General features: G+C 63.1%; 20 protein-coding genes. 13 read left to right on the top strand and 7 right to left on the bottom strand.

The features are described 5' to 3' along the window. Window positions 1-9: 9 nt before the first annotated feature. Genes P0M12_RS16895 through P0M12_RS16910 form a run of 4 tightly spaced genes read right to left on the bottom strand, consistent with a single transcriptional unit; the run spans window position 10 to window position 5,531 of the window. Window positions 10-828, bottom strand: coding sequence for an ATP-binding cassette domain-containing protein (locus P0M12_RS16895; RefSeq protein WP_003945888.1), 819 nt, complete (start codon window positions 826-828; stop codon window positions 10-12). Continuing rightward, the gene (locus P0M12_RS16900) at window positions 825-2,903 is read right to left on the bottom strand and encodes a dipeptide/oligopeptide/nickel ABC transporter permease/ATP-binding protein (RefSeq protein ID WP_277377923.1); all 2,079 of its coding nucleotides are present in this window, start codon (window positions 2,901-2,903) and stop codon (window positions 825-827) included. The genes P0M12_RS16895 and P0M12_RS16900 overlap by 4 nt, the downstream gene beginning before the upstream one ends. Next, entirely contained in the window at window positions 2,903-3,862 is a 960-nt protein-coding gene (locus P0M12_RS16905) for an ABC transporter permease (protein WP_003945671.1), read from the bottom strand. The genes P0M12_RS16900 and P0M12_RS16905 overlap by 1 nt, the downstream gene beginning before the upstream one ends. A gap of 43 nt (window positions 3,863-3,905) precedes the next feature. Continuing rightward, a complete protein-coding gene (locus P0M12_RS16910; RefSeq protein WP_007734285.1) occupies window positions 3,906-5,531 on the bottom strand; it encodes an ABC transporter substrate-binding protein in 1,626 nt (541 codons plus the stop codon). Window positions 5,532-5,805: 274 nt separating this feature from the next. Between P0M12_RS16910 and P0M12_RS16915 the strand changes: the two genes are divergently transcribed. Genes P0M12_RS16915 through nagB form a run of 9 tightly spaced genes read left to right on the top strand, consistent with a single transcriptional unit; the run spans window position 5,806 to window position 14,183 of the window. Beyond that, entirely contained in the window at window positions 5,806-6,864 is a 1,059-nt protein-coding gene (locus P0M12_RS16915; RefSeq protein WP_277376590.1) for a Gfo/Idh/MocA family oxidoreductase, read from the top strand. Further along, the gene (locus P0M12_RS16920) at window positions 6,861-7,856 is read left to right on the top strand and encodes a Gfo/Idh/MocA family oxidoreductase (protein WP_277376591.1); all 996 of its coding nucleotides are present in this window, start codon (window positions 6,861-6,863) and stop codon (window positions 7,854-7,856) included. The genes P0M12_RS16915 and P0M12_RS16920 overlap by 4 nt, the downstream gene beginning before the upstream one ends. Then, window positions 7,853-8,911 carry a Gfo/Idh/MocA family oxidoreductase gene (locus P0M12_RS16925; RefSeq protein WP_042920434.1) on the top strand — a complete coding sequence of 353 codons (1,059 nt, stop codon included), beginning with the start codon at window positions 7,853-7,855 and terminating at the stop codon, window positions 8,909-8,911. The genes P0M12_RS16920 and P0M12_RS16925 overlap by 4 nt, the downstream gene beginning before the upstream one ends. Before the next feature lie 46 nt (window positions 8,912-8,957). Then, complete coding sequence (locus tag P0M12_RS16930) at window positions 8,958-9,887, top strand: dihydrodipicolinate synthase family protein (RefSeq protein ID WP_211921488.1); 930 nt, start codon at window positions 8,958-8,960, stop codon at window positions 9,885-9,887. A 1-nt stretch (window position 9,888) separates the two neighbouring features. Then, on the top strand, window positions 9,889-10,818 hold the full coding sequence (locus P0M12_RS16935; protein ID WP_277376594.1) for an ROK family protein: 930 nt from the start codon (window positions 9,889-9,891) through the stop codon (window positions 10,816-10,818). Beyond that, complete coding sequence (locus P0M12_RS16940) at window positions 10,815-11,522, top strand: N-acetylmannosamine-6-phosphate 2-epimerase (protein WP_161120933.1); 708 nt, start codon at window positions 10,815-10,817, stop codon at window positions 11,520-11,522. Before P0M12_RS16935 ends, P0M12_RS16940 begins: the two co-directional genes overlap by 4 nt. After that, complete coding sequence (locus tag P0M12_RS16945; RefSeq protein WP_042920430.1) at window positions 11,519-12,211, top strand: SGNH/GDSL hydrolase family protein; 693 nt, start codon at window positions 11,519-11,521, stop codon at window positions 12,209-12,211. Before P0M12_RS16940 ends, P0M12_RS16945 begins: the two co-directional genes overlap by 4 nt. Continuing rightward, window positions 12,208-13,392, top strand: a complete 1,185-nt coding sequence (locus tag P0M12_RS16950; RefSeq protein ID WP_277376595.1) for an amidohydrolase family protein — start codon at window positions 12,208-12,210, stop codon at window positions 13,390-13,392. The genes P0M12_RS16945 and P0M12_RS16950 overlap by 4 nt, the downstream gene beginning before the upstream one ends. A gap of 11 nt (window positions 13,393-13,403) precedes the next feature. Then, complete coding sequence (gene nagB / locus P0M12_RS16955; protein WP_277376596.1) at window positions 13,404-14,183, top strand: glucosamine-6-phosphate deaminase; 780 nt, start codon at window positions 13,404-13,406, stop codon at window positions 14,181-14,183. A gap of 9 nt (window positions 14,184-14,192) precedes the next feature. Here the strand turns inward: nagB and P0M12_RS16960 are convergent, their stop codons facing one another. The 3 genes from P0M12_RS16960 to P0M12_RS16970 form a co-directional block, all read right to left on the bottom strand. Further along, the gene (locus P0M12_RS16960) at window positions 14,193-15,824 is read right to left on the bottom strand and encodes a long-chain-fatty-acid--CoA ligase (protein WP_277376597.1); all 1,632 of its coding nucleotides are present in this window, start codon (window positions 15,822-15,824) and stop codon (window positions 14,193-14,195) included. Between the two features lie 61 nt (window positions 15,825-15,885). Then, complete coding sequence (locus tag P0M12_RS16965) at window positions 15,886-17,007, bottom strand: acyl-CoA dehydrogenase family protein (RefSeq protein WP_042449516.1); 1,122 nt, start codon at window positions 17,005-17,007, stop codon at window positions 15,886-15,888. A 12-nt stretch (window positions 17,008-17,019) separates the two neighbouring features. After that, a complete protein-coding gene (locus P0M12_RS16970) occupies window positions 17,020-18,201 on the bottom strand; it encodes an acyl-CoA dehydrogenase family protein (protein WP_003945878.1) in 1,182 nt (393 codons plus the stop codon). 265 nt (window positions 18,202-18,466) lie between these two features. Here P0M12_RS16970 and P0M12_RS16975 point away from each other — a divergent pair, with 265 nt between their 5' ends. The 4 genes from P0M12_RS16975 to P0M12_RS16990 all read left to right on the top strand — a co-directional run bounded on the left by P0M12_RS16975 (window position 18,467) and on the right by P0M12_RS16990 (window position 21,868). Then, complete coding sequence (locus tag P0M12_RS16975; protein ID WP_007734330.1) at window positions 18,467-18,658, top strand: ferredoxin; 192 nt, start codon at window positions 18,467-18,469, stop codon at window positions 18,656-18,658. A 109-nt stretch (window positions 18,659-18,767) separates the two neighbouring features. After that, complete coding sequence (locus P0M12_RS16980) at window positions 18,768-19,685, top strand: 3-oxoacyl-ACP reductase (protein ID WP_065351962.1); 918 nt, start codon at window positions 18,768-18,770, stop codon at window positions 19,683-19,685. Window positions 19,686-20,187: 502 nt separating this feature from the next. After that, a complete protein-coding gene (locus P0M12_RS16985; RefSeq protein WP_003945687.1) occupies window positions 20,188-20,952 on the top strand; it encodes an ABC transporter permease in 765 nt (254 codons plus the stop codon). 64 nt (window positions 20,953-21,016) lie between these two features. After that, the gene (locus P0M12_RS16990) at window positions 21,017-21,868 is read left to right on the top strand and encodes an ABC transporter permease (protein WP_065351963.1); all 852 of its coding nucleotides are present in this window, start codon (window positions 21,017-21,019) and stop codon (window positions 21,866-21,868) included. The last annotated feature ends 4 nt before the right edge of the window (window positions 21,869-21,872 follow it).

The raw sequence follows: 21,872 nt of genomic DNA on the forward strand, positions 1-21,872 counted from the left end.
CTCCATTGGTCAACCCACGTCAACGGTGCGTTGCAGGAGGCTGGGCGCCGCACCCAGCAGTTTGGCCGTGTACGCATCGGACGGGCTGTCGAATACTTCCTGGGCCGTTCCCTGCTCGACGATCCGCCCGGCGTTCATGACGACGATGGTGTCGGAGACGTACCGCACCGTCTGTATGTCGTGCGAGATGAACACCATGCCGAGCCCCAACCGAGCCTTGATGTCGCTGAGCAGATTCAGGATCTGCGCTCGCACCGAGACGTCGAGCGCCGACGTCGGCTCGTCGGCCACGATGACGTCAGGTTCGAGCGCGAGTGCACGCGCGATCGCGACACGTTGCCGCTGACCGCCGGAGATCTGGCTCGGGATGACTTCGAGCGCAGATTGGGGGAGTCCGACCAAACCGACCAGCTCGCGAACTCGGGCGGTTCGGCTCGCGCGGTTGCCGATGCCGTGGACGTCGAGTGGATCGGTGAGGATGTCGGCCACCGTCATTCGGGGATTGAGCGCGGTAGCCGGATCCTGGAAGACGATCGAGATCGCCCGGCCGAACTCCTTGCGCACGCCGGCCGACCGGGTCAGAGCGCTTCGGCCGCGAAAGACCACGTCGCCCGACGTCGGTTTCTGCAGTCCGACCATGACTTTGGCCAGAGTGGACTTGCCACAACCCGACTCGCCCACGATGCCGATCGTCGTCCCTCGTCGTACGTCGATACTGACATCGTTGACCGCGTGAACCGTGCCCGGTTTGAACAGTGATCCCGAACGGGTCTTGTGGACGACGTGAATGTTCTTCAGTTCCAGGATGGGTGCTTCAGCTGTAGTCATCGCACGCTCTCCAATTCCGATTCTGTACGTACGGGAGTCGCGGACTGGTTGGCGAACCAATGCTCGGTCCCGTCGATTCGGACCATCTCCGGCTTACGGAGGGGGTCGGAGTCCGGGCGAGTGGAACGCTCGGCGAAACGGTCACCCGCCGCGAAGTTTCCGGGCGAGGGAACAGTTCCCTGAATCTGATGCAGTCGCGGCGCTTCGTCCTCGATAGAGAGAACGGCACCGAGAAGGCCCTCGGTGTATTCGTGGCGGGGATCGACGAGCAGATCACTCGTGGGCGCCGACTCGACGACCTGACCGGCGTACATCACCGTGATCTTGTGGGCCAGGGAGGCTACCAGAGCCAGGTCGTGGCTGACGAAGACCATTGCAAACCCCAGCTTTTCCCGAAGATCGTTGAGCAAGTCCACGACCTGGGCCTGGACGGTGACGTCGAGGGCGGTGGTGGGCTCGTCCGCGACGATCAACCGTGGACTGCGGGTGAGCGACATGGCGATCAGAACGCGCTGGCGCTGACCACCGGAAAGCTCGTGTGGGTAGCTGGCGAGAGTGCGCACCGGATCGAGTCCGACGAGTTCGAGCAGTTCCTCGGCTGTGCGGGTACCGCCGCGCTTGGTGAGCTGCTTGAACTGCGCGCGTATCAGCATCGCCGGATTCAGTGAACTCAGCGCATCCTGGTAGATCATGGCCATGTCGTGCCCGCGCAGCTTGTTTCGCTCTCGGTTGTTCAGCTCGAGGACGTTGACTCCGTCGAACAGGATCTCGCCGGTCACCACTGCCGTCTTGGGTAGCAGACCCATGATCGCCAGCGACGTGAGCGATTTTCCGCAACCGGACTCGCCGACGAGTGCCATCGTCTCGTTCGGGCGGACGGTGAAGCTCACGTTGTCGACGATCGCGGTGTCTCCGTAGCGTTCCGGGAACCGGATCGTGAGATTGCGGACCTCGAGGAGTGGCGCGGCATCGCCCTCGTACACAAGACGATCGGAGCGGGACCGCTCGGTTTCCGCCAGGATCTTCAGGTGCGTTTCGAGAGGAGTCGGCTCGGCGGCCGGCTCGAGAACATCTTTCACGACGCTCGGATCGGCGAAGTCGTCTATCAACTCCGGAGTGTCGGTGACCGATGCGGCTTCGTCCTCCAGAATGAGCTCGTTGGAGGTCTCCTCCGCTGCAGCGGTCTGCGCTGCTTGGAGCGCGGAGGGCGTCTTCTTGGTCTTCTTCAGACTCGGATCGGCCATCGCGTCCGTCAGGCCCTCGGCGAGCACGTTGAGGGAGAGCACCGTCAGCAGAATGAGCAGGCCGGGGAACACCGTTGCCCACCAACCACCGAGAAGGACCATGTTCTTGCCGTCCGCGATCACCGATCCCCACGACGGGTCCGGGGGACGCACACCGGCGCCGATGAACGACAGGCTGGCTTCCAGCACGATGGCGTCGGCGACCATGACAGTGCAGAAGACGAGAACGGGCGCAGCACAGTTGGCTACGACGTGCTTGACGACGATGTGTGAAGTTCTTGCGCCGATGACCTTTTCGGCCGCGACGTAGTCCTCGCCGTACTGAGCGAGAACGTTTGCGCGAACGACGCGAGCCACCATCGGTGTGTAGAGGAACGCGATAGTGACGATCAGAACCGGGATCGAACCACCGAAGGCCGCGACGAGTACGGCAGCGAGTGCAATGCCCGGGAACGCCATGACCACGTCGAGCACACGCATGATGGTCTCGTCGACGCCTTTTCGGCTCGTTGCGGCCACCGATCCGATGAGAGCGCCGGCGCACAGTGCGAGGAAGGTGGAACCGAGACCGATGGTCAGCGACCAGCGTCCGCCGTAGAGCAAGCGGCTGAACAGATCTCGGCCGAGGCTGTCCTGACCGAACCAGTGGTCGGCGCTGGGGCCCGCGGTACCTACCGCCTGTTCGAGTGGGGTGTACTGCGTGATCAGCGGCGCGAAGAGGCAGGCGAGCACGATGATCGCGAGAACCGCCATCGACAGCCAGGCAGAGAGGGGGAAGCGAGAAAAGGTGATGCCGGGTCGCGAAAGCTTCTCGGTGAGTTTTCTTCTCATCATGCTGCGCTCCGAAGTCGTGGATTGACGAGCAGGTAGAGGATGTCGACGGCGAGGTTGACGACGACGAAGCCGACCGCGATGACGATGACAACTCCCTGAACGACTGCGGGGTCACCGTTGGTGACGCCGTTGATCATGAGCTGACCCATGCCGGGCAGGCCGAAGATCTGCTCGATGACCACAGCGCCACCGAGGAGGTAACCGACACGGAGGCCCAGGACGGTGAGCGGGTTGATCAGCGCGTTACGCAACACATTCCGTCCGATCACCACGTGATAGGGCAGGCCGCTGCCGATCGCGGTCCGGACGTAGTCCTTGTCCAACTCCTCGACCATCGACGTGCGGATGATGCGCGTGAGTTGTGCTGCGACGGGCAGTGACAGGGACAGCGCCGGGAGCGCCATGTACCAGAGCCAGTCGCTGACGGAGTCGCTCGGATTGACGTAGCCACCGGTAGGGAACCATCCGAGTTGGACAGCAAGGTACTGAATCATCAGCAGTGCCAACCAGAATGACGGTGCCGCCACACCACCGAGGGAGATCACTCGGATGACCTGATCCGGCCAACGATCGCGGAACAGTGCGCTGGTGACGCCGAAGATCAGCGAGAGCACGATGGCGATCACCAGTCCGAGAACCGTGAGCTGAATGGTCAGTGGCAGAGCGGTGGAGATCGAATCCAACACCGGGGTACCGGAAATCAGACTGTCACCCATGTTGCCGCTGACCAGATCGGTCACGAAGTGAACGTATTGCAGCGGAAGCGGATCGAGCAGTCCGTTCTCTTCCTTGAACTGCTGCAACTGTTCCGCAGTCGGGTTGCCACCGTTGAACGCCGCGGTTGCGGGATCGGTGGGCGCGAACTGCATCACGATGAAGACGAACGCGATGATGCCGAGGATCAGGGGGATCAGTATCAGTAATCGCCTGATCAGCATGGGGAGGACTCTTGCCATCGGGGGATCTCTCAGTTGTGGGAAACGGCCGAGCGGGCGGGTATCAGGCCGGCTTCGCCTGAAGCAGGTTGACGCCGGGGTACGGCAGCGGAGTGACGTCGGCGATCTTCTTCGGATCCCACGCAGTCAGGAGCTCCTGATGGAGAACCGGGTAGTAGACAGCATTTTCGGCGATCTGGTTCAGGTACGACTGCACGAGGGTGCTGCGCTTTGCCGGGTCGGTCTCTCGGGTGGCTTCGTCCATGGTGGCGTAGATCTTCTGCGCTTCGGGGGTGTCGTCCCACTTGGCGTAGGTCTTCGTCCACAAGCCGCCCTTGCTGTACGTGTAGCGGACGAGAAGGTCGACGTCGCTGCCGAATGCCTGCGGGTTGGACGTACCGGCGGCGATCTGGAACTTCTGGCCGCTGTTGAGCTTGCTCACCATGGCGCTGGTGTCCTGCGGTTCGAGTGTCGTGTTGAATCCGACTGCGTCCCAAGACTCTTTGATGGTCGGCAAGCAGTCGGCCAACCAGCTGACGTTGGTCGAGAGCAGCGTCAGGTCGAGGCCACTGACACCGGCGGCAGCGAGGAGCGAGCGGGCCTTGTCCGGATCGTACGAGTAGACGGTGGACGCTCGCGCGTAGTCGGGGTTGCGCTCGTACAGGTAGCTCGTGGCCGGTGCTGCCTTGCCGCCGAGGGCGATCTCGATCATCTTCGGGGTGTTGATCGCATAGAACATCGCCTGGCGAACACGAACGTCGTCGAACGGTGCCTGAGTCGTGTCGAAGAGCAGGTACATGAGGTTCATGCCCGGGTTGCCCTCGACGGTGCGCCCACCGGAGGTCAGAGTGGGGACGTTGGCGACGGGGATGTTGTCGGCGAGTTGTGCACCGGCATTGTTGCCCGAGACGCGCGCGATGCGTGAGGAGGTGTCGACGATGGAGAGCCAGTTCATGGTCGCGAAGTTGGCCGGACGCGGCCCGTTGTACGCCTCGAAGGCCTCGAAAGCTGTGTTGCTCTTGGGGGTGTGGCTCTTGAGCTTGTACGGACCGGAACCGACGACCAGCGTTCCGGACTTGGCCTCGTCCCAGTGGCCGTCGAAGACGTGCTTGGGCATGATCTTGGCGATCGAGAGACGCTGTGCGGCAGCGCTGAACGGGTAGTTGAAGTTCAGGGTCACCGTTTGGTCGTCGACCTTGGTGACGGACTGCAGCCAGGAGGAGAAGAAGGAGCGGATCAGTACGTTCTGCTGTGGATCGAGGATGCGATCGAAGGTGAAGACGACGTCGTCCGAGGTGACCGGAGTGCCGTCGTGCCAGGTTGCTCCCTCGCGGATTTTCATGGTCCAGCTCGAGGCGGTGGCGTCGGTCGGGACGGCCTGTGCGAGCGCCGCATACGTCTCACCGGTGCCTGGATCGTTTTCGAGCAGTCCCTCGTAGACGTGGTTGACCGCTGCCATGAGGAAACCGGATGCAGTCTGCATCGGGTCGAAGCTCTGGTCGTTGCCGTATCCGATGGCGGTGGTCAGATCGCCGGTGCTCGCGGAACCGCCGACAACCGAGGTCGACGACGGCCCGCCGCCACAGGCCGCGAGAGTCGCGGTGATACCTGCTGCAGCTCCCAGTAGCCCGGTGTACCGGAACAGGTCTCGGCGGGTGAACGCGGAGCTCAGCGGTCGTTCGTTCTTCAAGGCGGCCTCCAAGGCGGGGAGCGGGACATCAAGGGAGTGGATAGGGGATGTCCTATGTTCGACGTCCGATGTTGCGTAACTTACATTGTGGATCAGAAAGCGTCTAGAGAATCTTCGGAACTGGCGGCGCCGAACTTCGACGTTTCGCCGGATTCGAGCCAAAAATAGTGCGCTCACCTGCATAGATGAAGACTGTGTTACCGGCGTCGAATTGACGAGCGATGACGCTGGCCGTATAACATAGGACATCCCTCATCCAATCTTTGGAGACTTCATGACCCGATACAAAGTCGGTGTGGTCGGTTGCGGATTCTTCGGTAGTTCCCTCGCTCGCGAGCTGGCTGCCCATCCACGTTTCGAACTGACGATGCTGTGCGACCGTGACTTCGAGCGGGCCAAGGACGTCGCCGCAGAGTTCTCGGCAACCCCGACAGACGATCACGACGCGGTGGCCGCTCACCCGGAGTTGGCCTTCGTTGTCGTCGCGACGCCCAATCACGCGCACGCCGAACCTGCCATCGCGGCGCTCGAACACGGCAAGGCAGTTTTTGTCGAGAAGCCACTCGCCGTCGAACTGGTCGATGCGCAGAACATGATCGCGAGCGCCGACGCGAGCGGTTCGCCGTTGATGGTCGGGCACATCATGCGGATGATGCCGGGTGTACGACGTCTGGCGGACCTGCTGGCGTCGGGGGAGCTCGGCGAGGTCGCTGCGATCGAAACGTCTCGCTCACGCTGGATCGACACCGACGGCGCAGATCCACAGTGGTGGAAGCTCGACAAGAGCCGAACGGGTGGAGAACTGACTCACGAGATTCACGAACTGGACCTGATGTGCTGGCTCGGCGGCGAGGTGACTGCCGTGTCGAGCATCGCCACCGCGGACGACGGCTTCCGCAATACAGTGGTGTCGTTCGCCGGCGGCGCGATCGGCAGACACACCATTTCGACGCGGTCACACACTTCGTCGTGGCAGCTGACCGTCGATGCCACCGAAGGTTCGGTCCACGCGGACTTCCACACCGGCCGGGTCAGCCGACTGCGCGGGGGACAGGTCGTAGAGTCGTGGCCGATCTTCGACGTCGACACCGAGAACCAATCGTTGATCGACGCTGCGAGCAGGACGCAGAAGTACAACTCGGGCAACGGAGGATCCTCGCTGTGGATGCAGGCTGCGATTCGTCACGAAATCGACGAGATGGCAGCAGTTCTCGACGGCAAGGCTGATCCCGACTCGCCGTTGACGTACGCACGTGAACGCGCACTCGTCGTCGCCGAACAGGTGCGACTCGGTGGCGGCGAACCGGCAGCGCTCTCGGGAAGTGCCAAGTGACGGTGCGTGTAGCCGTCATCGGTAGTGGCGGAATCGCGCGGGACCACGTCAGCGCCTTGGCGCGCATCCCGTCGGTCGAAGTCGCCTACGTATTCGGCAGTGACTTGGACCGGGCCGCATCGGTTGCGGCGTTGGCGCCGGGCGCGAAGGCCAGTACCGATCTGGCGAAGATTCTCGCCGACCCGAGCGTGCAGGCGGTCAACGTCGTCGGGGCCACTCCCGACCACGCACCCGTGACGATAGCCGCGGGCCGCGCGGGAAAGCATGTGCACGTGGAGAAGCCGGCCGCGCTGACAGTCGCGGACTTCGACGCCATGGTCGAGGCCACCGAAGGTAACGGCACCTCACTGATGGTCGGACAGACCGTACGATTCCAGCCGTCGATCACCTCGATCGGAAACTCGGTTGCACAAGGTGCCATCGGCGACCCCCGGTTGATCCATCTCAGTTGGTACACCGGCCATGTCTGGCCAGGGGGCTGGCGAGGCTGGCAACACGACAAGGAACGTTCGGGTGGTCACCCCGTTCACAACGGAACCCACGCACTCGATCTGGTGACGTGGCTGATCGGTCGTCGTCCGACCCGTGTGTTCGCTCGTAGTTTCCCCACCTTCGCGGCGGGGATGCCCGTGCACGACAGCTTCCATCTGACCGTTCGCTTCGAGGACGGATCGCTGGCTCTCATCGAATTGGCCTACGCGCTACCACAATCGGGAAAGATGGTACGCCGGATCGTGGTGTCGGGGACTTCCGGCACGCTCGCGCACGACACCGGCGACGACCCGGGACTGATGACGGACACGACCAACGCGCCGCCGTCGTCGATCGAGGACGCGATGTCGCATCAGATGCGCCACTGGATCGCCACTCTCGACGGTTCAGCGACCCCGATAGTCGAGAACTGGCAGGTGCGTGCAGCTCTCGCTACGGCCATCGCTGCACAGCAATCACTCGACACCGGCCGCGCGATCTCGATCGGAGAAAACCAATGACCGGCACCGCTTCGATCCGCGTCGGATTTGTCAGCGGCGTAAGGCATGCCGGCTCCTATGCAGACCTGTTGCGTTCCGATCCTCGAGTGAGCCTGGTCGGGGCCTCCGACGAATCCTCGGTCCCCGATTGGATTCGTGAGGACGGAATCGCGATGGCAAAGGCCGCAGACATCGAGTGGATCGACGAACTCGGCGAGCTGCTCGACCCCGAACGGATAGACCTGGCGATCATCTGCAGTGAGCCGACCAGGCATGCACGGCTTGCGATTTCCGCACTGAACGCGGGACTCGACGTCCTGGTGGACAAGCCGGTGGGTATCGACGAGTCGGAGGCCGCGGCGGTCGAGGAAGCGGCACGGTCGAACGGGCGAATCTGTACGGTGGTGAACCGCACTCATTCACCTGCGCTCCGGCGACTGCGCCGCTGGATCGACGCCGGAAATCTCGGACTGCCGCGCCACGTCGACATCGAGTTCCTCGCAAGCGGAACACATTTCGCGACGTCCGTCGAGCGTCCCGAACTGGTGGTGGATCCCGCGCTTTCCGGCGGGGGAGAAGTAGTGAACTTCGCCGGTTACGCCGCCGACTACCTCAGATACCTCACCGGCCTGGACGTCACCGAGGTGTACGCCGAGACGAGCACACTGTACGGCGGGGCCCACCAGCAGTTCGGCGTCGAAGACACGGCGTTGATCTCGCTCGCCCTGGAAAACGGAGTCACCGCGACGGTGACCGTCGGAAGAATCCCCGCAGCACCGGGTTTCGGCGCGAATACCGCGACGGTTCGGGTCCTCGGATCCCACGGATACGCGAGTTCCGACGACGACAAACCCGCGGTGACCCACTTCGCGGCCTCGGGAGACGTGACCGCACTACCCATCGGCGGCTTCGGTTCGGACAACGCGGTGTCGAGCTTTCTCTCTCACGTGCTCGATCGACTTCCCACACGGACCGAACCCGACTACACCGTGGCAGACGCCCGCGCGTCGATGCGCGTGATCGATGCTGCCTATCTGTCCGCCTCGAGCGGTCAGCCGGTCTCCGTTTCTCCCTGACAGCCGCACCCACAACTCAATCCGACAACCAACATATGGAGACCCCATGAGCACGGAAACCACCACCTTCAGCGGAATCGTCCCGCCGATCGTCACACCCCTGACGCTCGAGGGCGAGGTCGACACCACGTCGCTCGAACGCCTGCTCTCACTGCAGATCGAAGCCGGAGTCGACGGCTTGTTCGTCCTCGGTTCCTCGGGTGAGGTCGGTTACCTCACCGACGCTCAGCGCGCCCAGGTGGTGCAGACGGCCATCGGTCACGTCGGCGGCCAGGTACCGGTCCTCGTCGGAGTGAACGACATGACCACCAACCGGGTCATCGCCGTTGCCGAGCAGGCGCGTGAAGCGGGCGCGGATGCCATCGTCGCGACGGCGCCGTTCTACGCGATCACCGATGCAGCCGAGACGGCAACGCATTTCCGCTCCATCCACGCCGCAGTGGATCTTCCGTTGTTCGCCTACGACGTGCCGGTTCGTGTCCACAGCAAGCTCAGCCCGGCAATGCTGGTCGAGCTCGGTCGCGAGGGAGTCATCGCCGGCGTGAAGGATTCGAGCGGCGACGACGTCAGTTTCCGTATGTTGCTCCGTCAGTCGGCCGGGCTCGAAAACTTCGCCGTCTTCACCGGGCACGAGGTAGTCGTCGACGGATGCCTGCTGATGGGTGCTTCGGGCGCAGTGCCCGGCCTGGCCAACGTGGACCCGCACGGCTACGTACGACTGTGGCGCGCTGCGCAGGCAGGAGACTGGGCCGCAGCTAAGGCCGAGCAGGATCGACTCACCGAACTGTTCTCCATCGTCGAGGCGCCGACACCGGGTCGCGTCAGTGCCGGTGCCGCGGGTCTGGGCGCGTTCAAGACGGCTCTGGCCCTGCGCGGCGTCATCACCGGCAACACGATGTGCGCGCCGATGCTCTCGCTCGACGAGTCCGAGACCGCAACGATCAAGGTCGTTCTGGAACAGGCCGGGCTCCTCTGACATGACATCTGGGCAGAAGCGATGGATCGGTATCGACATCGGCGGCACCAAAGTGGCTGCCGCGGTGGTGACGTCCGACGGAGACGTGATCGACACCGTTCGTGCGGCAACACCGACGGCGGGTAGGGAAGCCGTTCTCGGGACCGCTACCGCGTTGATCGACCGTCTGAGGGCGAATCACACGGTAGCCGGAATCGGAGTCGGTGCACCGGGAATCATCGATCGGGTGCGTGGCCGCGTCGTCTTCGCCTCCGACATTCTGTCCGGATGGAGTGGCGCCGAGGTTCGCGGAGAACTCGAGGCACACTCAGGCCTACCGGTGACGGTGGACAACGACGTGCGCGCGATGGCCCACGGCGAGAACATGATCGGCGCCGGTCGCGGTCGAAGCTCTGCACTGTTCGTCTCGATCGGTACCGGAATCGGTGGCGCGTTGACCGTGGGCGGTCAGCTGTACCACGGTGCCCACGGAACAGCCGGCGAGCTCGCGCATCTGTTGGTTCCGGTCTCCGGGGCGATAGGTTGCGGTTGCGGCAGAACCGATCACCTCGAGGCAGTCGCGTCTGGCCCGGCGATGGCGGCCGAGTACGCAGCGAGGGCGGGTGTGCCCACTCAACCGTTGCAGAAAGTGGTGGCACTCATGCGCTCCGGCGATCCGATCGCCCGTGCCGTGGTCTCCGACGCCGGTACTCTGCTCGGCCGAGTCCTGGCCGGCGTCGCCACCGCATTCGATCCCGAGGTGATCGTCATCGGCGGCGGTGCAGCCCAGATCGGAGCGGACCTCTTGTCGCCGCTGACGTCCGCTTTCCGGGTGGAAGCGATGGGCCCCATTGCCGAAACCGCCATTCTTCCTGCTCGTTTGGGCACCGATGCGCCGCTCGTCGGCGCTGCGCTCCTGGCCGCCGCAACACGAATCGAGGTAACACCGTGACTGTCGAAGAATTGCTCACGATCATCAGCGGGAAGCTGATCGTGTCCTGTCAGGCCGGACACGGCCATGCCCTGCGCGACACCGGGACCATCGAGAGGATGGCCCGCGCTGCGGTCGACGGGGGAGCGGTGGCTATCCGCTGCGGCGGTGTGGGCGGAACCCCGGATGTCGCAGCAGTCGTGTCGGCAGTGAAGGTACCGGTGATCGGTTTGACGAAGATCGGCTCGGAGGGCGTGTTCATCACGCCGACAAGGGAATCAGCCCTCGAAGTCGTGGATTCGGGTGCGCAGATCGTGGCTGCCGACGCCACGCTGCGACCTCGTCCGGATGGGCTGACCTTTGCCGACACCGTCGAAGCGGTCCATGATCGCGGCGGCCTCGTCATGGCCGACTGTGGAACACTCGAGGACGGCGTCGCTGCCGCCGCGGCGGGCGCCGACGTCATCTCCAGCACACTGGCGGGATACACCGAGAACAGCCGACGGCTGGCCGGCCCGGACCTGGAACTGATCTCGGAACTGCGGCAGGCACTTCCAGATGCAGTCCTCATTGCCGAGGGGCGATACCACAGCCCGGAGGATGCGGCACGCGCCATCGCCCTGGGTGCAGACTCGGTGGTTGTCGGAACCGCAATCACGGATCCGGCGTTCATCACGTCGAAATTCGCAGCCGCAGTATCGGGCGCCGAAAGGTCGAGAGTGTGACCCCGACGTCGAAGGCTTTGAAGTCCAGGACTGCTGAACGGATTCGACTGGAGACTTTGCTCGTAGACTCCTCGACGCCGATACGGTGGGTCTTCACCGGCGACAGCATCACTCAGGGATTGACGCACACCGACGGTCATCGAAGTTACGTCGAACACTGCGCCGAGCGCGTCCGTGGTGAACTTTCCTTGTTCAACCACGTCCTTGTCAACACCGGGGTGAGCGGCAATCGATCCTCCGATGTGCGTGCGGGTTTCGCACACCGCATCGAAGTGTTCGAACCCTCGGTGGTGTTGATCATGCTCGGTACGAATGACGCATTGGATGGCGAAGAAGGACTGGAGCGGTTTCGAGACGACCTCTCGGACATGATTTTCCGGACGCGAGCGATCGGTGCGGTGCCGATCCTGCAGACGCCGCCACCGATCGACGTCGAGAATGCGCCCACCAGAGCGGGATTGGTTCAGTACGTCGAGGTCGTGCGGCAGGTTGCCGCCTCGACGCGCGTTGTGTTCGTCGACCACTACGCGCAGTGGACGGCCCATTCTCCCGATGGTCCACCGCCGGCTCTCCTGGCTGACGCATTCCATCCGAACGAACAAGGGCACTACGTGCTCGCGGACGCCGTGCTCCGCGAGTTGTCGATCGCGGATACCGAAGTTCCCGTTGTACCGCAGGTGATGTCGTGATACTTCGTGGACAAATTCTGCGTGGACAATTGGTGACCGGTGGTCGATTGCTCTCGGACGGGATTGTCGAGATCTCCGGTGATCGTGTGGTGTGGGCAGGACCCGCGTCGCAGCGAACCGACCCGTTACCCGAACGGGCAGCTGCGGGTACAACGATCATCCCGGGGTTGGTGGACGTTCACTGCCACGGCGCCGGCGGATTCGGTTTCCCCGAGGCAGACGAGTTCGGATCCACCGTGGCTGCCGATCACCACCGGACGAACGGCACGACCTCGGTGATCGGCTCGCTCGTCTCCGCGCCGCCGCAGATCCTGCACGGTCGCATCGAGCTCCTGGCAGGACTGGTGGACGAGGGTACGCTGGCCGGAATTCACCTGGAAGGTCCATTCCTGTCGGTACTCCGTTGTGGCGCCCAGGATCCCGACAGCATTCTCGACGGCGACCCGGCTCTGCTCGAGTCGCTGCTCGAAGCCGGCCGCGGGCACATCCGCTCGATGACGATCGCTCCGGAGACAGCACACTTCGGCGAACTTGCCTCATTGCTGGAGCGTCACGGTGCCGTCGTGAGTATCGGACACACCGATGCGTCCAACCCGATTGCGACACGTTCGATCGCACACTCGGCGCATGCACCGCTCAGCGCCACTCACCTGTTCAACGGTATGGCTCCGATGCATCATCGCGCTCCCGGCGCAGTGGCGGCGTGTCTTGCCGCGGCCGCGAAAGGTCAGATGGTGGTCGAGTTGATCGGGGACGGAGTACATCTGGCCGACGAGACGGTGGCGACGGTGTTCGATCTGGTCGGTCCGCATCAGATCGCGTTGGTCTCCGACGCGATGGCTGCGGCGGGAATGCCCGACGGGCGCTACCCACTCGGACCTCTCGACGTCGACGTGGTCGGTGGCGTGGCGCGACTGGCCGGCCAGGGGGACAAGGCCATTGCAGGCGGGACGAGTCGGTTGATGGACATTGTCCGCAGAGCCGTCAATCACGCGGGCGTCGATCTGCTTTCGGCTGTCATCGCAGCGACAGCAACGCCTGCTGCGCTGATGGGGCTGGCCGGAATAGTCGGCGATCTCGTGCCGGGTTGCCGGGCCGATCTGATCGTCACCGGTCCAGAACTCGAAACCCGCGCCGTCATGGCCGCTGGGACCTGGCTCATGAACTACATCGAAAGCTGAGGAATCAACCGATGGAAATTGTCATTGTCGACAGTGCGGAGGCGGCCGGCACCGTTGTTGCCGACATCTTCGAACACGCGGTGCATTCAGGTGCACGGACTTTGGGCCTGGCGACAGGATCTTCACCGCTCTCGGTGTACCGCGAACTCGCGCGCCGTCACCGCGAGGAAGGGTTGAGTTTTGCCGGCGTGCAGGCGTTCCTGTTGGACGAATACGTCGGCCTGCCGGAAGGCCATCCGGAGTCGTATGCCCAGGTGATCCGCACCGAGCTGGTGAATCACCTGGACCTGGGCGCGGCAAGGGTATTCAGCCCCGACGGAACCGCGCCGGATCCATTTGCCGCCGCGGCGGCCTACGACCGGGCGATTGCGTCGAATGGTCCGGTGGACGTTCAACTTCTGGGCATCGGCGGCAACGGTCATATCGGTTTCAACGAACCGACGTCCTCACTGAATTCGAGGACCAGGGTCAAGACGCTGACGGAACAGACTCGAACCGACAACGCCCGGTTCTTCGAGAGTCCGGGCGACGTACCACGGCACGTGATCACCCAGGGACTCGGAACTATCTGCGAAGCAAGGCATCTGGTGATGATCGCGACCGGCGAGCACAAGGCTGCTGCGATTGCCGCTGCCGTCGAGGGGCCGCTGGCCGCGGTGTGTCCGGCATCGGTCCTCCAACTGCATCCACACGCGACAGTGGTGATCGACGAGGCAGCGGCGTCACAGCTTCGGCTCACCGAGTTCTACAAAACGGTGTCTGCGCACAAACCGCTTGCTCAGCACTACTGAGATATCGGGCTAGACGGGCTCTCGCGTCTTCTCGAGGCCGAGTGCCATTTCGGGAGTGAGTAATTGGAAGTCGGATTCTCCACGCCGTCGGATCCACACCGGATCGGAGGTGTTCCAGCGTTCGGCGCTCTGCGTTCGAGTGACCACCTTGAACGTCGCCGTTCTCGGGAACTCACTGCACACTCGGATCAAGGTCGGCTTCTGCTTCGGCCCGAGTTCCGGCCGGGAATCGATGTATTCGGCTACGGCTGCCGGGTCGAAGTTGTCGACATCGCCGACCGGAATCACCGACGCCATGACGCGGTCGCCGACGTCGCTGTCGGGGACTGCGTACACGGACACCTGCGCGAAGCCCGGGTAACCGACCAGGGAGCGTTCGATGGGTGCAGCACCGATGTTCTCGCCGTCCACTCGCAGCCAACCGGAACTGCGTCCCGCGAAGTAGACGTAACCGTCGACGTCGGTGTACGCCAGATCGCCACTCCAGTACTGGCCGTTGCGCATTCGCTCGGCGTCGGCTTCCGGGTTCTTGTAGTACCCGGCGAACGTGCCTGGGCCGGTGACATTGACCAGTTCACCAGTTGCCTGGTCGGCGTTGGTGATCCGGCCGTCGGCATCGAAGACTGCAGGCGGGCATGGCGCTCCGGTCTCGGGATCGAGGATCTTGACGCCGTCCGGGAGCAGTCCGAGGGCGCCGGGCCGGGGAACCGGTGCCGCGGAGATCGAAATGCCGCCCTCGGTGGAACCGAACCCGTCGATGACGCGAGCGTCGAAGCGCCGGACGAAGGTGGCGACGGCGGGCGCCGAACCCTCGTTGCCGTACATGATCTTCAAGGTGTTGTCCCGCTCGTTCGGCACCTCGGGGGTGGAAGCGATGAAGGACAACGGCTTTCCGACGTAGTTGGAGTACGTGATTCCGTACTTGTGAACGTCGGGTAGAAAACCCGAAGCGGAGAACTTGCGTCGCATGGCAATTCCCGCACGAGCGTGCAGCGCGACCGTCCACGCCGCCATCATCGCGTTGGAATGGAACATGGGCATCGCCATGTAGACGACGTCGTCGGCGCCGAGCCCGAAACGATCGGCAAGCATGACCCCGGGAGAGGCCAACTTGTGGTGCGTGCAGCGAACCGCTTTGGGATCACCGCTGGTTCCGGAAGTGAAGATGAGCATCAACAGATCGTCGGGCTGCGCCGTCGACGCGTAGGCCGGCGTATCGGCGAAGGGCGCCAACAATTCCGCCCAGGCCGGAGAATCCACGTTGATCACCCGGACGTCGCCGAGATCGATGTCGTCGAGTAGATGTGCCTGGTTGTTCTCGGTGAAGATGACCTGGCAGTCGGAGAGCGCAATGTCTCGCGCCAATGCCGGGCCGCGCCTGGTCGTGTTCAGCCCGGCGGCGACCGAACCCGAGAACGATGCCGCTCCGAGCAGCAACGAGAACTCGGGGACGTTCTCCATCAGAAGTCCGAAATGCCTGGGGCGCGTTCGATCGAGCAGCGTGTCCAGCAGCGCTGCTCGATCGAACGAGCCTTGAATGTGCTCGCGCCAGGTGATGGCCTGGTCCTCGAAACGGATACCGCGGTCGTCGATCTCGCTGACTCCGAGGAGTAGATCGGAAACAGTGGGGCGCTGACTCATAGCTGCATCATCATCGATTCGTCTCGGACCAGGTCATGGATTTCCACTCGGTGGGACGCACTCAGGCAGGGACTGCGGCGAGTTCCTTGCCCAGTGCGCGAAGCTGATCTGTTGCGTTGCCGAGCAGGAACTCGTGATGCTTGGCCGCGAGGAAGTAGCGGTGAACTGGATGGTCCTCGTCCAGACCGACACCGCCGTGAACGTGAACAGCGGTGTGCCCGACGCGGTGTCCCGCATCTGCAGCCCAGAACTTGGCCGTCTGTACAGCGCCGTCGGAAGGAAGTCCTTCGCTCAGACGCCACGCTGCGGCCCAGAGAGTCAGGCGCACGCCCTTGACATCGATGTATCCGTCGGCGAGGCGCTGGGCCACGGCCTGGAAACTACCGATCGGACGGCCGAACTGCACACGCTCGGTGGCGTATTCGGCGGTCAGCTTCAGCGCTTGATCGAGCACCCCGTACTGGTAGGCGCTGGAACCGAGCTGAATTCGTTCGACGATCCATGCCGCGATGTCGGATCCTTGGGCAACCGAGCCGAGAACACGATCGGCCGGGATCTGCACCGAATCGAACTCGACCAGGGCCGCACTCGAGAAATCCGTGGTCGATTGCCTGGTAATGCTCACGCCCGCGTCCGACGGTTCGACGAGGAAGACCGCGACACCGTCCTCGGTGATGGCGGGGACGAGGAACAGATCTGCGAGCGGAGCACTGTCGACGGTGATCTTTGCTCCGTCGATGCGCCAACCGTCGGCGGTCTTCTCGGCACGCGTGATCGGGTGCGCCGGGTCGTCGTTGTATTCCTCGGCGAGGGCCGCGGTGAGTATCTTCTCACCGGCAGCGGCAGCGCTTGCCCAGTCGTCGCGCTGCTTGTCCGAGCCGAATTCGGCTATCGCTGCGGCGGACCCGACGATGGACGTCAGGAACGGAACAGCTGCGACGCCGCGGCCGAGTTCGGCCAGGATGCTGCACTGCTCGAGGACACCGAATCCGTCTCCGCCCACCGATTCCGGAAGAGCCGCGCCGAGAACGCCGGCCGAGGCCAGAGCATTCCACAAGAGGGCGTCGAAACGGTCTTCGGCGGCGTCGAGTTCACGAAGGCGGTCGTTGGTGACCAGTTCGGCGACGATGGATCGTGTCAGTCCGGACAGGTCCTGCTGGGCCTCGGTAAGGGTGAATTCCATGATCGTTGGTCCTTATCGCTTCGATGCGGGAAGCCGCAGAGCTGTCATTCCGATGATGTCGCGTTGCACTTCGTTGGTACCGCCGCCGAACGTCAGGATCAGCGAAGAACGATGCATGCGTTCGATGCGTCCACGCAGAAGAGCGCCGGGGGAGTTCTGCCTGATCGTGGCGGAGGATCCGAGGATCTCCATCAGCAAGCGGTAAGCCTCGGTGGCGAATTCGGTACCGAACACCTTGTTGGCCGACGCCGCTTCGGGGCCGGGAGCGTGATCGGTTGCGGAGGCGATTTCCCAGTTCATCAACTTCAGGTACTCGGCCTTGGCATGCACGCGAGCCAGATTGATCTGCACCCATTCCTGGTCGATCATGCGTCGGCCGTCGGGCAGCTTGGTGTTCTGTGCCCACTCGCGGACCTCACGCTGCGCGGTCAGAATCGGTCCGGCCGAGGTGAGGGCAACACGCTCGTGGTTGAGCTGATTGGTGATCAGTGCCCAGCCGCCGTGTTCCTGGCCGACTATCGACGACGCCGGGACCCGTACGTCCTGGTAGTAAGTGGCGCTGGTGTCGGGGCCGGCCATGGTGTGAACCGGGGTGTAGGAGAAGCCTTCTGCGGTGGTCGGGACGATCAGCATGCTGATTCCCTTGTGCTTCTTGGCTTCCGGATCGGTGCGGCACGCCAACCACACGTAGTCGGCGTACTGGATCAGGCTCGTCCACATCTTCTGCCCGTTGATGACGTAATCGTCACCGTCACGGACGGCCGACGTGCGCAGAGACGCCAGGTCGGTGCCGGCCTCGGGCTCGGAGTAACCGATCGCGAAGTGGAGCTCACCGCGGGAGATCTTGGGCAGGAAGAAGGCCTTCTGCTCGTCCGTCCCGAAATGCATGATTGTCGGCGCTACGGAATTGATCGTCAGGAACGGCACGGGCGCACCGGCAATGGCAGCTTCGTCGGTGAAGATCAGCTGGTCCATCGCGGAGCGTTCCTGTCCGCCGTACTCTTTCGGCCAACCCAGCGTGAGCCAGCCGTCCTGGCCCATCTGCGCGACGACTTCGCGGTACACATTGCCTTCGCCGTACTCACCCGTCGTGGCAGCGAGTGCTTCACGCCGCTCGGGAGTCATCAGTTGTGCGAAGTAGGCACGCAACTCCTCCTGGAGCTGTTGCTGCTCAGGGGTGTAGGTGATGTGCATGGTTACCTCTCCATAGAGATACGAATCAAAGCGTCAACCATTCGATTGACACAGGTTCTATCGATGCGTACATCGGCGACAAGGGACGCTCTCGCCGTCTCCGGCGGATCGTTCGACGTCCGTTCTCGGTACTTTTTCGAATCATTGCACACGACTGAAACAGGTTCTAGTGTTATCGCCAGGAACGGTGTGCGGCACAGCCCTGCGGCACTCGTTTCGTATCCGTGTTCGCGCCAGTAGTAGTGAGTAGAGAAGAGGAATCGCCATGGAGGTCAGGGTTGATCTGGACCGTTGCGAGGCAAACGGCGTGTGCGTAGGGATCGCACCCGATATTTTCGACCTCGACGACAACGAGGAGCTCGTGATCAGTTCCGTGCGTCCGCCGGAGGATCGCTGGGAAGATGTCCGTTCCGCGATCGCTCAGTGCCCGCGTGCGGCGCTGACCGAACATCCGTGACGATGGTTGCCCAAAACAAGAACACGTTCTAAAGTTGCGAACTCGTGGGTCACGGCAATCGAGCCGGGTAACTCGACACACGACCGCAGAGAACCGGGAGAGCGCTTCGATGAATGCTGTGAACAGCCCAGAAACCAGTCTCGAAGGCAAGGTCGCCATCGTGACCGGTGCCGGATCGGGGCTCGGAAAGTTCGAGGCCATCGGTCTGGCGAAGGCCGGTGCGTCGTTGGTCGTCAACGATCTGGCCCCGAACGAGGCCGTCGAAGCAACGCTCGAGGAGATCCGCGGTCTCGGCGCCAAAGTCGAATTCGTGGCAGGCAACGTCGGTGAGCGTTCTACCGCCGACGCACTGATGGAAGCAGCGCAGGGGCAGTTCGGCAGTGTCGATATTGTCGTCAACAATGCCGGCGTCGTACGCGACCGGATGCTGTTCAACATGTCCGACGAAGACTGGGATCTGGTACTCGAAGTTCATCTTCGCGGCCATTTCCTCCTGTGTCGCAACGCCGCTGCCTACTGGCGGGCGAAATCCAAGGAAGCCGGGGCGCCGGTGTACGGGCGCATCGTCAACACTTCTTCGGAGGCGGGCCTTCTCGGACCGGAAGGGCAGCCCAACTACGGCGCTGCAAAAGCCGGAATCACGGCGCTGACGTTGTCGGCCGCACGTGGGCTCTCGCGCTACGGCGTTCGGGCCAACGCGATCTGCCCGCGGGCACGGACGTCGATGACCGAAGGTGTGTTCGGTGACGCGCCGGCCGACGGCATCGATCCGCTCTCGCCCGAGCATGTGGCATCGCTCGTCTCGTACCTGGCGTCACCGGCGGCCGACGCCGTCAACGGTCAGGTATTCGTGGTGTACGGACCGATGGTTGCGCTGATGGCGGCGCCCGTCGTCGAGCAGCGGTTCGACGCCGAGGGAGATTCTTGGTCGCCGGAAACGCTGTCCGCGGTGATGGGTGAATACTTCGCTGACCGTGACCCGGCAAAGATGTTCTCGGCATCGGCGGCCCTGCGCGCGTTGGGCTGATCGACGGCGCTGATTCTCGGGTGCGCGACACGTAGAACCGTTGTTCACACTCAGACGGTCTACGTGTCCACTTCCTGGTAGAAATAGCGTGTTCACGAGTCGGTGGGCGCGGCAGTTTGCCTGCGTTCTGTAACGAGACCAACGGTCTCGAAAAAACTGGACTGTGTTCCAATTTTGCATTCCTGCGAACGATGCGATATTCGATCGGCGTGCCCAGTCAAGGCTCTCGCATGGCTGAATTTCGAACCTGGCGCCGAAAGGCGCCGATCATTCAAAAGTATTAATTTCCAGGATATTTCGGCGAAAATCGCATCGAAAAGGGATGCTTCCCATGTCTCCGATCTTCCGGTTTCGGATCGGCGCCGTGAGGCTACTCCTTAGAGTTGGACACTTGTTTTTGACAGGTGAACACGTTCTAGTTAATATGACCTGAGTCACAAGCTGTCGGGGGCTGGACTATGAGAACAGACAGTACTGCGGCAACCAAGGACGAGGAGGGCGAATGGTAGACCTCGTCGAGGTGCCATTACGAGCGGTCGGTGGCTTCTTTCAGATGTCCGCCCAAACCTTGAGGGCAGTCTTCTCCCGCCCTTTCCAGCGGCAAGAGTTCATCGATCAGGCCTGGTTCGTGGCCCGAGTCTCGATGGTGCCGACGGTCCTGGTCGCAATCCCGTTCACTGTGCTGGTCAGCTTCACCATCAACATTCTCTTGCGCGAGATCGGTGCAGCCGACCTCAGTGGTGCCGGAGCTGCCCTCGGCACCGTCACGCAGGTCGGCCCCATCGTCACCGTGCTGATCGTCGCCGGCGCCGGCGCAACCGCCATCTGCGCGGATCTTTCGGCCCGAACCATCCGCGAAGAGATCGACGCCATGAAGGTGCTCGGGATCAATCCCATCCACCGGTTGGTCGTTCCCCGAGTGCTCGCGTCGACAGGTGTGGCGCTGCTCCTCAACGGACTGGTCTGCACCATCGGCATCCTCGGCGGTTTCGTCTTCTCCGTGTTCATCCAGGACGTGAACCCCGGCGCGTTCGTCAACGGCATCACACTGCTCACCGGATTCGGTGAGCTCATGCTCTCCATGGTCAAAGCAGGGCTGTTCGGCATGATCGCCGGCCTGGTTGCGGCCTACCTCGGACTCAACGTCAAAGGCGGCGCCAAGAGCGTCGGTGACGCGGTCAACCAGACCGTCGTGTTCGCGTTCATGGCGCTCTTCGTCGTCAACGTGCTCATCACGACCATCGGTATCAAGTTGACGGCCGGATGAGGCCCACGGCAGTCGGAGAGATCGAAGTGGACAGAACGACAAACGACAGACGGGAGGAGATCTGATGGCGTTGGCCGCAGCGGGACGCTTCCCGCGCACACGTCGACAGATCGGTTCGATCTCTCGCAGTATCGACAGCATCGGTGAGCAAGCGCTGTTCTTCGCGAAGGCTCTCGGTCACGCTCCCAAGGCGCTGATGCGCTATCCACGTGAAACTCTGCGACTGATCGCCGAGATCAGCATGGGCACCGGTGCGCTCGCCGTCATCGGTGGCACCGTCGTGATCGTCGGATTCCTGACACTGTTCACCGGTGGCACCATCGCCGTTCAGGGCTACAGCTCGCTGGGCAACATCGGCGTCGAAGCACTGACGGGCTTCTTCGCCGCCTTCATCAACGTTCGCATCGCAGCGCCGGTCATCGCCGGAATCGGCCTCGCCGCGACCATCGGCGCCGGCTCCACCGCGCAGCTCGGTGCGATGCGCGTCTCCGAAGAGATCGACGCGCTGGAGACGATGGCGATCCCGTCGATTCCGTATCTGGTCAGCACCCGCGTCATGGCCGGCATGATCGCGATCATCCCGCTGTACTCACTGGCGGTGATCGCGTCGTTCGTCGCCAGCCGCTTTGCGACGGTGTTCCTCTACAACCAGTCCGGCGGCGTGTACGACCACTACTTCACGACCTTCCTGATACCCACGGACATACTGTGGTCGTTCGCCCAGGCGATAGTCATGGCGCTGGCCGTCATGCTCATCCACACCTACTACGGCTTCAACGCAACCGGTGGCCCGGTCGGCGTCGGTGTCGCGGTGGGTAACGCAGTGCGCGCCTCGTTGATCGCGGTCGTCACGGTCACCCTGCTCATCTCACTCGCCATCTACGGCGGGTCCGGCAACTTCAACCTGTCGGGATAGGCGG

It is taken from the genome of Rhodococcus sp. RCBS9, from assembly GCF_029457415.1.
GTDB classification, from domain to species: domain Bacteria; phylum Actinomycetota; class Actinomycetes; order Mycobacteriales; family Mycobacteriaceae; genus Rhodococcus_F; species Rhodococcus_F qingshengii.

What these genes read in the sequence shown, in the direction of transcription:
- P0M12_RS16990 (WP_065351963.1), top strand. Translation starts at nt 21,017, where the DNA reads ATGGCGTTGGCCGCAGCGGGACGCTTCCCGCGCACACGTCGACAGATC.
- P0M12_RS16905 (WP_003945671.1), bottom strand. Translation starts at nt 3,862, where the DNA reads ATGGCAAGAGTCCTCCCCATGCTGATCAGGCGATTACTGATACTGATC.
- P0M12_RS16960 (WP_277376597.1), bottom strand. Translation starts at nt 15,824, where the DNA reads ATGAGTCAGCGCCCCACTGTTTCCGATCTACTCCTCGGAGTCAGCGAG.
- P0M12_RS16985 (WP_003945687.1), top strand. Translation starts at nt 20,188, where the DNA reads ATGGTAGACCTCGTCGAGGTGCCATTACGAGCGGTCGGTGGCTTCTTT.
- P0M12_RS16970 (WP_003945878.1), bottom strand. Translation starts at nt 18,201, where the DNA reads ATGCACATCACCTACACCCCTGAGCAGCAACAGCTCCAGGAGGAGTTG.
- P0M12_RS16930 (WP_211921488.1), top strand. Translation starts at nt 8,958, where the DNA reads ATGAGCACGGAAACCACCACCTTCAGCGGAATCGTCCCGCCGATCGTC.
- P0M12_RS16915 (WP_277376590.1), top strand. Translation starts at nt 5,806, where the DNA reads ATGACCCGATACAAAGTCGGTGTGGTCGGTTGCGGATTCTTCGGTAGT.
- P0M12_RS16900 (WP_277377923.1), bottom strand. Translation starts at nt 2,903, where the DNA reads ATGAGAAGAAAACTCACCGAGAAGCTTTCGCGACCCGGCATCACCTTT.
- nagB (WP_277376596.1), top strand. Translation starts at nt 13,404, where the DNA reads ATGGAAATTGTCATTGTCGACAGTGCGGAGGCGGCCGGCACCGTTGTT.
- P0M12_RS16935 (WP_277376594.1), top strand. Translation starts at nt 9,889, where the DNA reads ATGACATCTGGGCAGAAGCGATGGATCGGTATCGACATCGGCGGCACC.
- P0M12_RS16965 (WP_042449516.1), bottom strand. Translation starts at nt 17,007, where the DNA reads ATGGAATTCACCCTTACCGAGGCCCAGCAGGACCTGTCCGGACTGACA.
- P0M12_RS16980 (WP_065351962.1), top strand. Translation starts at nt 18,768, where the DNA reads ATGAATGCTGTGAACAGCCCAGAAACCAGTCTCGAAGGCAAGGTCGCC.
- P0M12_RS16975 (WP_007734330.1), top strand. Translation starts at nt 18,467, where the DNA reads ATGGAGGTCAGGGTTGATCTGGACCGTTGCGAGGCAAACGGCGTGTGC.
- P0M12_RS16925 (WP_042920434.1), top strand. Translation starts at nt 7,853, where the DNA reads ATGACCGGCACCGCTTCGATCCGCGTCGGATTTGTCAGCGGCGTAAGG.
- P0M12_RS16895 (WP_003945888.1), bottom strand. Translation starts at nt 828, where the DNA reads ATGACTACAGCTGAAGCACCCATCCTGGAACTGAAGAACATTCACGTC.